An 11,295-nucleotide genomic window follows, 5' to 3' on the forward strand; every position below is an offset into this window, starting at 1 on the left:
TTCCCCAGATTTAGGATGGTCATATGTCGGTCTCCCTTCATCACCTGCGCGCCGGTGACACGTCGCGCTGGGCGGTGCTCCAGGACGGCGCATGGAGCGAGCTCGATCATGGGCTCGCCGACCTGCTCGCCCGGCCGCTCGACCAGGCCCGGGCGGTCGTCGAGGCGGCCCGGCCGGTCGGTCCGCCGAGGCCCGGCGAGCAGGTGCTTCCCCCGATCGACCGGCAGGAGGTGTGGGCGGCCGGGGTGACCTACCTGCGCAGTCGGGACGGGCGCAAGGAGGAGTCGGCCGGGCACGGTTCGCTCTACGACCACGTCTACGACAGCGACCGTCCCGAGCTCTTCTTCAAGGCCAGTCCGTGGCGGGTGGTCGGCGAAGGCGAAGCGGTCGGGATCCGCGCCGACTCCGGCTGGGACGTGCCCGAGGCCGAGGTGGGCCTGGTGCTCAACGCGGCCGGCGAGATCTTCGGCTACACCCTGGGCAACGACATGAGCAGCCGGTCGATCGAGGGTGACAATCCGCTCTACCTGCCGCAGGCGAAGATCTACGACCGTTCCTGCGCGCTCGGCCCGGCGATCGTGCCGAGCTGGGCGGTCGAGCCGGGCCCGTTCCCGATCGGGTTGCGGGTGCTGCGGGAAGGTCGGGAGGCGTACGCCGGCACGACCTCGACCTCGGCGATGGCCCGCAGCTTCGCCGACCTGGCCGGCTGGTTGTTCCGGGCGCTGAGCTTCCCGGAGGGCGTGGTGTTGCTGACCGGCACCGGAGTCGTGCCGGACGCCGACTTCACCACGCAACCCGGCGACGTCGTCGAGATAACGTCCGCCCCGCTCGGGACGCTGACCAACCCGGTAGTCGCCGTCGGCGAGGGAAAGGGAAAACCGTGACCACGATCGAGAGCCGTTCCCCGCAGTCACCGTCCGACCTGGTGGTGAGCGTTCCCGACACGGCGCCGGAGACGGTGGTGGTGGCGGCCGGCACCGCCCGGGCCGCGGCCGCCGACTGGGCACGCGGCCCGGCGCACGCCCGGACCGCCGCCCTGCACGCCTGCGCCGAAGTGCTCGCCGCGGCGGCCGACGAGCTGACCGGCCTGGTGGTCCGCGAGGTCGGCAAGCCGGTCGGCGAGGCGCGCGCCGAGATCGGCCGGGGCGTGGCGATCCTGCGCTACTTCGCGCAGCTGGCCCTGCTGCCCGAGGGCGAGGTCTACCCGCCCGCCGACGGGGTGTCGTTGCTGCACACCCGGCGCCGCCCGCACGGCGTCGTCGGGCTGATCACCCCGTGGAACTTCCCGGTGGCGATCCCGCTCTGGAAGGCCGCGCCGGCCCTCGCCTACGGCAACACCGTCCTGCTCAAACCGGCGCCACAGTCGTCGGCGGTCACGCTGCGGCTGGCCGAGCTGTTCGCCGGGGCGCTCCCGCCGGGCGTGCTGACCGTGCTCACCGGCCTCGGCGGGACCGGCGAGGCGGTGGTCGACGCGGTCGATGCCGTCTCGTTCACCGGCTCGGTGGCGGCCGGGCAGTCGGTGGCCCGCCGGGCGGTGACCCGCGGCATCCCGGTCCAGTGCGAGATGGGCGGGCAGAACGCCGCCATCGTCCTGCCGGACGCCGACCAGGACGCGACCGCGGCGGCGATCGCGGCGGCCGCGATGGGCTACGCCGGGCAGAAGTGCACCGCCACCAGCCGGGTGATCGTGGTCGGCGATCCGGCGCCGTTCGCCGAGCGGCTGGCCGCGGCGGTCGAGGCGCTGCCGGTGGGTGACCCGGCCGATCCGGCCACGGTGGTCGGCCCGCTGATCGAGTCACGCCCGCGCGACGCGATCCGGGCCGCGGTGCAACGCGCCGAAGAAGGCGGGGCCCGGGTGCTGACCGGAGCTCGGCAGCCCGGCGGCGACGGGTGGTTCCAGGCGCCGACCGTGCTGACCGACGTGCCGCCGGGCGACGACCTGCGCAGCGAGGAGTACTTCGGGCCGGTCTGTGTGGTGCTGCCGGCCGAGTCGGCCCAGGCCGCGGTACGGGTGGCCAACGACGTGCGGCACGGGCTGGTCGCCGCCGTCTACACCCGGGATCTGGGCTCGGCGCTGACCATGTCGAACGGGCTGGACGTGGGGATGGTGAAAGTCAACGCTCCGACCACCGGGGTGGACTTCCACGCTCCGTTCGGCGGCGAGAAGGAGTCCAGTTACGGCCCGCGCGAACAGGGCACCGCCGCCCGCGACTTCTACACCCGGATAGTCACGGTCACACTGACGCCGTAAAAAGTGCCCCCGGCCGCGACCGGGGGCACCACAACGTCAGTTGATGACGAACTGGGAACCAGGTTGGACGACGATGTTGCCGTCGGCCGAATTGGTGATGGTGACGTTGGTCAGGTTGGCGTTACCGCGGGCCCCGCTCATCGCCAGGATGCCGGCGCCGTTGTTCGATTTGTCGATCTTGACATTCGAAAGAAGGACGTTCGGCATGTTGCCGCCGCCGGTCTTGAACTGGATGCCGTCGTAGGTCGAGTCGACGATCTCGGTGTCCCGGATCGTGACGCCGACGATGTCCTTCGAGGACGGGAACAGGGTGATCGCCCCGAATTCCTGGTCCTCGTTCCAGAACACCCCGCCGGCCCGGTAGAGGCCGTTGTTGGCGATCAGCGTGGTCCCGGTGAACGGCAGCGGGTCGTGGTCGGTCGCCAGCATGATGCCGGGGTAGTTCATCGTGTCGTACACCAGGTTGTTCTCGATCGAGTTGCTGAAACCGCCGTAGATCGCGATGGCGTTCGCCCGCCACGGCAGCTGCACCGTGTTGTTGACGAAGTGGTTGTTCGACGCGATGTCGACCGAGGTGTCCTTCACTCGCGGGTTGGCCCAGACCGCCAGCGAGTCGTCGCCGGTGGTGCGGAACGACGAGTTGAAGACCCGCGAGTTACGCGTGCCGTTGCTGAAGTTGATGCCATCGGCGTACGTGTCCCGGATCCGCATGCCGGAGAACTCGAGGTTGTCGCCCGGGTTCCAGTACGCGGGGGTGTCCGAGTAGTCGCGGCCGACCCAGGCACCGACGTTGACGTGCTCGATCCACACGTTGCTGATCTTGGTGTTCTTGCCGAGGCGGCCGTTGATGCCGTGGCCCCGGTTGGCGCGGTTGGTGGTCATACCGAAGATGGCCAGGTCGGAGATCTGGGTGTTGTCGTCGATGTCGAAGCCGACGTTGCCCTCGTGCGGGTGGTTGATGTTGCCGACCACGTTCTGCGGCTCGGTGTTGGTGTAGAGCTGCGTGTGCCACATGCCGGCGCCGCGGATCACCACGTTCCGGATGCCCTTCTGGTTGTACTGGCCGCGGTTCGGGTCGGGCGACAGGATCTTCTGCTCCTGGCGCCACTGGCCGGCCGGGATCCAGACGCAGCTGATCACGCCGTTCTCGTCGTCGGTCACCGCGCGCTGGATGGCGGCGGTGTCGTCGATGCCGTCGTTCGGCACCGCGCCGTAGGTGGTGATCGAGGTGCAGCCGGCCGGCTGGGTCAGCGCCGGAGCCACCTGCTCCAGATCGATCATGTCAAGGTAGTAGAAGGCGGCGGTATCGGTGGCGTCGCGCTGCAGCTTGAAGCGGGTGCCGGCCGGGTACGACGTGGTCAGCAGGGCGTTCGACTCGTCGAACAGCCGCCGCGCGTCGGCCGACGGCGTGTTGGACAGTGACTCGGTGTCGTCGCTGGTGCCGTACAGCCAGCTGTTACGCGACGACAGGGTCAGCTTCTGCACGAACTGGTCGTTGACGTACAGGCTGATGGTGGCGTTCTGGCCGCCGCCGCCCGCGGCGTCCGGGATCGAGTTGCGCACCACGATCGAGTTCGACGGGTTGACCGAGGTGAACTCGACGAACTGGCCGGTGCTGGTCAGCCGCACCGACGCCCGGCCGGAGGACTCGGTGCCGAAGTTGGTGTGCCCGAAGGTCCGCAGCGCGTCGGCCTGGACCAGCGTGCCCTGGTAACGCGCGGCTTCCGCCTCATAGGAGACATAAGGCACGGCTGCGCCGCGACCCACCACAATCGCCTGGGTACGGGCATTGTTGTTCTCGTTCGTCTCGGCGACCAGGTTGGTCGCGTCGGCGGTGGCGGTGATCGTGGCGCCGCCGCTGGTGGCGGTCCAGGTGCCGACCGAAACGGTGACCGTGGCGCCGGCCGCGATCGCCCCGGTGTTCGCGTTGAGCGTGGTGCTGCCCGCGACCACCCGGGTCACGGTGGCCGCCGCCGCGCTGGTGCCGCGGTTGTTGACCGCCACCGCGAAGGTGACCGGGGCCCCGGCCGACGGGTTGGCCGGTGCCGGGGTCACGCTGAGCACCTGCAGGTCGGGCCCGGGTGCCTGGGCGACGACCAGCGCGGACGACGCGGTCAGGGTGTTGTTGGCGTTGTTCTGCTCGGCGACCGTGTCGGCCGGGTCGACCACGGCCGAGACCTGGTAACTGCCCTGCGCGAGCCGCCCGGCGTTGACCGTGACGGTGGTGGAGGCGCCGGCGGCGAGGGCGCCGACGTTCGCACTGCCGACCACGGTGCTTCCCACCCGTACATCTGCGGTTGTAGCGGCCGACGCGGCCGTTCCGGCATTACGCACCGTGGCCGCGACGGTGATCGCGGTGGCCTCGTCCGGCGCGGACGGTGACCAGGTCAGAGCGGTGACCACCAGGTCGGGGTTGGGGGCCCAGGTCCCGAGGACCTGGATCTCGGCGACCTGGCCGCCGGGAGCGCCGGTGTTGCTGAAGATCTGCAGCTGTACGTCGGCGGCCCGGCCGGTGACCGGGATCGTGACGGTGTTCTGGTTGGCCGAGGGGTTGAAGACGTAGTCGGCCCGGGCCTTCAGCGAGACCGAGGAGGCGCCCTGGGCCTGGCCGAAGACCTGGATGCTCTGGGTGCGGGTGCCCCAGGCCTGGTCCGGGTTGAGTTTGATGACCACGCCGGTGATGTCGGCGTTCGCGCCCAGGTGGGTGGTCAGGGTCGACGGGAAGCCGTTGGACTCCCAGTAGGTGCCGGTGTTGTTGTCGTTGGCGTTCGCCGCGACGAAGCCGAACACCGAGGAGGTGGCCTCCAGGGACTTGCCGGTCGCGAGGTTGGTGCCGGTCGGCGGGTCCGGATCCGGGTCGGGGTTCTGCCCGGCCACGCCGTAGATCTCCAGTTCGGACAGCTGGCCCGCGGGCCAACCGGTGTTGCTGGTGAAGGTGGCCCGGACGTAGCGGATGGTCACCGCGGTGAAGTCGATGGTCACGGTGTTGCCGGTGGCCGGGTCGAACAGGCGCCCGGCCGGGCCGGACAGGGTGATCCAGGTCGAGCCGTTGGTGCTGCCCTGCAGGGTGATCGTCTGGGTGCGGGCGGCCCAGGCGGTGGCCGGCGGCAGTTTCAGTTTGGCCTGGTCGACGGCGAGGTTGCTGCCGAGGTCGACCTGCACCCACTGCGGGAAGGCGTTGTTGGGGCTCTCCCAGTAGGAGTTGGCGTTGCCGTCGGTGACGTTGCCGGCGCCGTACACATCGACCGACCCGGAGGCGGTGGCCGGCTTGCCCTGGGCGAGGTTGGTCCCGCCGGCGGCGTGCGCGGTGCCGGGGGTGAGGACCGCGGCGACCAGCACCGCGGCGAGGAGGGTGGGGAGCAGTCTTCGCATGAAGCCCTCTGTTCTGCGGTGGCCGCCGCGGTCGGGGATCCACGATGGCCAGAGGGGGATGGGGATGCCTGCCACGGATTTTCGGCGTTCTGCCGAGTTTTTGCGTAGACAGGCATCTAAGGTTTCAGATGTATGTCCATTAAGTCAACGGCTTCAACGGTCAGCGGCTGGCCGCGGACATGCTGGCCCAGCGGGTGCTGGCCCCGCAGCAGATCCCGGTCGGCGCGATGACCGGCTTCCTGGGCGGCATCTACCTGGGCGTTACGCGAGCTCGTCTGCGCCGTTAGGAGGTATGGCATAAACGATCTTGGAGGGCCTCCCATGCGACGCCGCGTCTTTCTGCAGTCCGCCGTACTCGGCTCGCTCAGGTTTTCCGGGTTCACGGTCGCACCCGCGCCCGGCCCGGAGGATAGGCTCATCGGGGTGTGGACTGGAGAGCATGGCGGTTACCCGGCCTTCGACCAGGTGAACCCGACCTCGATCAAGGCAGCGCTCGACAAGGGCATGGAGCTCAATAGAGCCGAGATCGCCCAGATCGCCGGCTCGGCCGAGCCGCCGGCCTTCGCCAACACCATCGCCGCGCTGGAGGACAGCGGCCGCGCCCTCGACCGCGCGCGACGTTTCTTCGAGATCTTCACCTCGGCGATGAACGACCAGGCGATGCAGGACCTGCAGACCGAGATGTCGCCCGTCCTCTCCGCCTTCGGCGACGACATCATTCAGAACGCCCAGCTTTTCGCCCGGATCCGGGCGGTCTATGACGGCCGGGCCACCGCCGGTCTGTCGCCGGAGCAGAAGCGCCTCGTCGAGAACTACTACCAGAACTTCACCCGGCAGGGCGCGGCGCTCAACGACGCCGACCAGGCCACGCTGAAGGACCTCAATCAGAAGCTGGCCTCGCTCTACACCAGGTTCAGCCAGAACGAGCTTGCCGACGAGGAGAACTACCGGCTCACCATCGAGACCGAGGCGGATCTCGAGGGCCTTCCCGAATCGCTGCGTACGGCGGCCGCGGTCGACGGCAAGTGGGTCTTCACCAACACGCGTTCCTCGATGGAGCCGTTCCTGGCCTACTCCGCCAAGCGCGAGCTGCGGGAAAAGGGCTGGCGCATGTGGATCATGCGCGGCGACAACGGCACCGCCACCGACAACAAGGCCGTGATCAGCGAGATCCTCCAGCTGCGCACCCAGCGGGCCCGGCTGCTCGGCTTCGAGACGTACGCCCACTGGGCCGTCGCGAACAACATGGCGAAGACGCCGCAGGCCGCGATGGACCTGATGATGAAGCTGTGGGGCCCGGCCCTGCGACGCGCCCAGGAGGAGATCGCCGACATGCAGGCGATCGCCGACAAGGAGGGCGCCGGCATCACGATCGAGGCCTGGGACCACCGGTTCTATTCGGAGAAGGTGCGCAAGGCGACGTACGACCTCGATCAGAACGAGGTGAAGAACTACCTCCAGCTGGACAGGGTCCGCGACGGCATGTTCTGGGCCGCCGAGCGGCTCTACGGCCTGCGATTCGCCAAACTCGACGGTCTGCCCGTCTATCACCCGGACATGTCGGTCTACGAGGTGACGCGCGGCGGCGAGCGGGTGGGCCTGTGGTACTTCGACCCTTACGCCCGCACCGGCAAGAGCTCCGGCGCGTGGATGAACGAATACCGCACCCAGGAACGCTTCCGGGCCGACATCACCCCGATCGTCTCCAACAACGCGAACTTCGTGAAGTCCGGCTACGGCCCCGTCCTGATCTCGTGGGACGACGCCGTGACCATGTTCCACGAGTTCGGCCACGCCCTGCACGGCCTCAACTCGAACGTCACCTACCCCGGCGTGGCCGGCACCGCGGTCAAGCGCGACTTCGTCGAGTTCCCCAGCCAGATCAACGAGCACTGGTTCCCGACCCCGGAACTGCTCAACCAATTCGCCCTGCACGTCGACACCGGCAAGCCGATCCCCGCCGAACTGCTTGCCAAGATCCAAAAATCAGACAAATTCAACCAAGGCTTCGGTACGGTCGAATTCCTGGCGTCGGCGATCTACGACATGAAAATTCACCTGGCCGCGACACCGGACGGCACGATCGATCCCGACGCCTTCGAGAAGAGCTGCATGGCCGAGATCGCGCTGCCGCGAGAGATCGTCATGCGCCACCGCCCCACCCAGTTCGGGCATATCTTCGCGGGCGACGGATACGCGGCCGGCTACTACGTCTACCTCTGGGCCGACGCCCTGACCGCCGACGCGTGGGAGCTGTTCGAAAAGAACGGCGTCTGGGATCCAGCCACCGCCAAGGCCTTCCTCGACGACATCCTCGCGGTAGGCAACGCCGTCGCCCCCGACGAGGCGTTCCGCAGTTTCCGCGGCCGAGACGTAGACACCGAGGCCTTGATGCGCTCCCGCGGCTTCGCCTGACGGTCATGTTCAACCACGAGCCAGACGGCTACCAATGTCCCTTCTGCCGGCTAGTAGCCGGCGACGAGGACGAACAGCGAATCAACACCCAGCACGACATCGTGCGACGCGACGAGTTGGCCACCGCGTTCATCTCCCCACGCTGGTGGCCGAACAACCACGGCCACGTGCTGGTAGTCCCAAACGCTCACCACGAAAACCTTTACGACCTGCCGGCCCACTACGGTCACGCGGTCCACGACCTGGTGCGCGACATCGCGATCGCCATCCGCCAGACCTACGAATGCGACGGAACCTCAGTACGGCAACACAACGAGCCGGCCGGAAACCAGGACGCCTGGCACTACCACGTGCACGTCTTCCCCCGCCGCGCCGGCGACAACCTCTACACCACCCGCCCCTACCCCAACTTCGTAACCGCCGACCAGCGCCGCCCCTACGCCGACAAACTCCGCAACTACTTCAAGTCAGCCCCACCCCGCTGACCAGACGCCATCACCCACTCCTCAACCGCGGTGAGGCGATGGCAGTCCAAACCTCGCCCAAATCAGGCTTGACTCTCACACCGTGTCAGGCCGAATGGTACGAGGATGACGTTGCCCTACCGGGGAATCGACGGCGCCGGGAAGACCTCGTTTGTCGCCCCGGCGATCCGCTTTTCCGCGTCCATTCTGGTGGGGCTGCTGGCCGGCCTGGTGCTGCAGGTCTTCACCCTGGCCTTCCTGGGCCGGCTGGGCGAAGAGGCGCTCTACGTGCGTGCGATCTATACCCCGATCGGATTTCTGGTCCTGGCCGTCACTGAAGGGCTCGTGGTCGCCGCGCAGGTGTCGGCGGGAATCGCGACGCGCTCGGGGCGGCGCGACACCCTCCGGCCGCTGCCGACCTTCCTGGTGCTGGGCGGCGGTGCGTTGATCCTCACCGCCGGGGTGTTCGCCGCCGCCGCGGCCCCGATCATGAACGCGCTGGAGGTCGATCCGGCTGACCGCGGGGCGGTGCTGGTCTTTGTGGTCGCGGTCTGTCTGGCTACGGTCGTGAGTCTGGTGCCGCTGGCCGGGGGTGCGGTGCTGCGAGGCATGGGGCGCACGGTTGCCTCATCAGTCCTGTCGGTCGGATTCACACTCCTGTCCATCGGTGCCATGGTGGTGCTGCGAATCTGGACGGACCTGGGCATGCTCGCGGTGCCGGGCAGCACGCTGGTAGCCGGTGTGGTCGCCGGCGCCGCGTCATGGTGGCAGCTGCGCGGGAACACGGCCGCCGGTTCCTGGTTCCGGCGGCACGCAGCGGCGGAACTGTGGATGTTCGGAGCGCCGGTGGCGATCACTTTCCTGATGCTGTCCTCGGTGAACTTCGGTTACCTGCGAGTGCTCCGCAACGCCACCAGCGCGGACATCGCCGGATTCAACCTGGGGCAGGGTGCGAGTTCCTTCTTCATGGTGGTGGCGATCGCCGTCGGTTCCGGCACGGCAATCGTCGCGAATCTGCGACAGGGCGAGGTGCGGCAGCCGATCGACGGGGCCGGGCTGAGCGCCGTCGTCCGAATCTCCCTCCCGGCCTACGCGGCGATCGGCATCCTGGCCTTCGCGTTGCGCGATCCCCTGAGCCGGTTGCTCGCCGTGGACACGAACGTGGCGCGGACGACCGCCGGCTATTTCCGATGGATGGGACCCACGTTCGCGGTCTTCGGCGGGACCCTGGCCGTGCTGACCTACCTGGAACAGGTGGGCCGGGCGCGGACCGCGCTCCTGCTCAACGCTGTCTATTTCGCAGTGCTGTTGGCGGTCGCGTTTCTGCTTCCTCAGCCGGTCGGCAGCGACACCCTGACGAGACTGCTCGCGATCAGCAACGTCGTCGGCTTCCTGACGTGCTGGCAGAGCGCCCGATATTTGATCAATCGCACTCGGTAACAGTGGGACATTCCGACCGGCCAACGCCACGCATGTGCGCGACCAGGTCCCGCCGCTGCCCGCACCGGCCCATCTTCGCCTCCGCCGCGGCACCCGCTACAAGCACCACGGACCTACCACCGATTGACGCGAATATCACGTTGTCGTCAGCTCGTTTTCCCCGGCCTCTGCGCGAGGCTGGCGCAGGCCGCCTGAACCTGCCGCACCCATGGATTTCCGCCGATCGTCACGGTTATTTGGCGACGGTCCCCCGCAACGGTTTCCACGGAAAGTGAGGCCGGCACCGCGAGCAGACCGCGACTGACGGCACATTCGATCTGAAATGCGAGCTGAACCGCCATTGTTGCCGCCGGCCCGACCCGCCCCGCGGTGTAACCGAGGAGCACCATGCCCGGCTGATCGACGGCAAATCCGAGCACGTCCAACGCCATCGGCCCCGCGTTGACGATCGTCACATGCGCGTTCAGGGAAACAGCGGTCGTTTCGCTCCCCACGCCGGCGGACGACTGCACCAGGCCCGGCCGATCGCCGAAATCTGTCAGGGCAACGACCGATATCACCGAGGCGTCAGCTTCCCGCGACGTATGCGCCTGCCACCGATGCGTCACCAGACCACCGACCAGGCCGCCCACGACGAGAAGAATCACGCCCATAATCCACCGACGTGCGCGTCCGGGTGCGTCACCGGAAACCGGCGGGAGACGCTCGGGCAGGTCCAGGTCAATCAGAGCCACTGCCCTCACCCCATGGCCGATCCACGACGGCATCCCCGTTGCGGCGCCTGGATCGAAGCGCCGCAGGGCACCCTAACATCGGGGCGGGCGTGCGACGATCGGCTCGTGTTCGCCTGGCGACGGCCCTATTCGGATGCCTCCCGCGTCTTCACCGGATTCATCGCGGGGGCCGGGACCGTTTTTGCCGTGGTGGTCGTTGCCCTGATCGCCACGCACTGGCGGTCGGGGACGGTGCTGCGGGCCGCCGGCGTCGGTGGTTTTCTCGGTGTGTGGCTCACGGTGGCCTGGCGGTTGCACCGCACCGCCCTGCTGGTGAGTGATGCCGGAGTTCGAGCGCGGTGGCTGCTTCGCACCCGGACCGTCCCGTGGTCGCAGGTCAGTCGGTTTCGGACGGCGCCGGATTTCCTGGTCCGGGAACGATTGTGGATCGTGTTGGTCGACGACCGCATGGTGCGCACCCCGGTCCAGCACGCGGCTGGGGTCTTCGGGAGCGCGCTCAACGACGGCGGCACCCGGCTGGGCGGATCTCGTTACTACACCCTGCTCGATTCGCTGGCCGACGAGATGCGAGCACACGGCAACTGAACAGCGCAGTCATGCGGACGGTGGAGTTCCCGAA

General features: G+C 68.3%; 8 protein-coding genes. 6 read left to right on the plus strand and 2 right to left on the minus strand.

Features of this window, described 5'->3' with window-relative positions; all coding sequences use genetic code 11:
- Window positions 1-23 precede the first annotated feature (23 nt).
- Window positions 24-884, plus strand: a complete 861-nt coding sequence (locus Ate02nite_RS27225) for a fumarylacetoacetate hydrolase family protein (protein ID WP_203810513.1) — start codon at window positions 24-26, stop codon at window positions 882-884.
- Complete coding sequence (locus Ate02nite_RS27230; RefSeq protein WP_203810515.1) at window positions 881-2,251, plus strand: aldehyde dehydrogenase family protein; 1,371 nt, start codon at window positions 881-883, stop codon at window positions 2,249-2,251. Before Ate02nite_RS27225 ends, Ate02nite_RS27230 begins: the two co-directional genes overlap by 4 nt.
- A gap of 36 nt (window positions 2,252-2,287) precedes the next feature.
- On the opposite strand, the gene Ate02nite_RS27235 is transcribed toward Ate02nite_RS27230, so the two are convergent.
- Window positions 2,288-5,623 (minus strand): CARDB domain-containing protein, encoded by a 3,336-nt coding sequence (locus Ate02nite_RS27235; RefSeq protein ID WP_239147721.1) that lies wholly within the window; start codon window positions 5,621-5,623, stop codon window positions 2,288-2,290.
- 423 nt (window positions 5,624-6,046) lie between these two features.
- Between Ate02nite_RS27235 and Ate02nite_RS27240 the strand changes: the two genes are divergently transcribed.
- The 3 genes from Ate02nite_RS27240 to Ate02nite_RS27250 all read left to right on the plus strand — a co-directional run bounded on the left by Ate02nite_RS27240 (window position 6,047) and on the right by Ate02nite_RS27250 (window position 9,942).
- Window positions 6,047-8,038, plus strand: coding sequence for a M3 family metallopeptidase (locus Ate02nite_RS27240; protein WP_203810517.1), 1,992 nt, complete (start codon window positions 6,047-6,049; stop codon window positions 8,036-8,038).
- Between the two features lie 5 nt (window positions 8,039-8,043).
- Window positions 8,044-8,523, plus strand: a complete 480-nt coding sequence (locus tag Ate02nite_RS27245; protein ID WP_203810519.1) for an HIT family protein — start codon at window positions 8,044-8,046, stop codon at window positions 8,521-8,523.
- Between the two features lie 105 nt (window positions 8,524-8,628).
- Entirely contained in the window at window positions 8,629-9,942 is a 1,314-nt protein-coding gene (locus Ate02nite_RS27250; RefSeq protein WP_203810521.1) for an MATE family efflux transporter, read from the plus strand.
- A gap of 146 nt (window positions 9,943-10,088) precedes the next feature.
- On the opposite strand, the gene Ate02nite_RS27255 is transcribed toward Ate02nite_RS27250, so the two are convergent.
- Complete coding sequence (locus tag Ate02nite_RS27255; protein WP_203810523.1) at window positions 10,089-10,676, minus strand: hypothetical protein; 588 nt, start codon at window positions 10,674-10,676, stop codon at window positions 10,089-10,091.
- Window positions 10,677-10,781: 105 nt separating this feature from the next.
- Between Ate02nite_RS27255 and Ate02nite_RS27260 the strand changes: the two genes are divergently transcribed.
- Window positions 10,782-11,261 carry a PH domain-containing protein gene (locus Ate02nite_RS27260; RefSeq protein WP_203810525.1) on the plus strand — a complete coding sequence of 160 codons (480 nt, stop codon included), beginning with the start codon at window positions 10,782-10,784 and terminating at the stop codon, window positions 11,259-11,261.
- The last annotated feature ends 34 nt before the right edge of the window (window positions 11,262-11,295 follow it).

The sequence above is a fragment of the Paractinoplanes tereljensis genome (assembly GCF_016862435.1).
GTDB classification, from domain to species: Bacteria; Actinomycetota; Actinomycetes; order Mycobacteriales; family Micromonosporaceae; genus Actinoplanes; species Actinoplanes tereljensis.

What these genes read in the sequence shown, in the direction of transcription:
- Ate02nite_RS27235 (WP_239147721.1), bottom strand. Translation starts at nt 5,623, where the DNA reads ATGCGAAGACTGCTCCCCACCCTCCTCGCCGCGGTGCTGGTCGCCGCG.
- Ate02nite_RS27245 (WP_203810519.1), top strand. Translation starts at nt 8,044, where the DNA reads ATGTTCAACCACGAGCCAGACGGCTACCAATGTCCCTTCTGCCGGCTA.
- Ate02nite_RS27250 (WP_203810521.1), top strand. Translation starts at nt 8,629, where the DNA reads ATGACGTTGCCCTACCGGGGAATCGACGGCGCCGGGAAGACCTCGTTT.
- Ate02nite_RS27225 (WP_203810513.1), top strand. Translation starts at nt 24, where the DNA reads ATGTCGGTCTCCCTTCATCACCTGCGCGCCGGTGACACGTCGCGCTGG.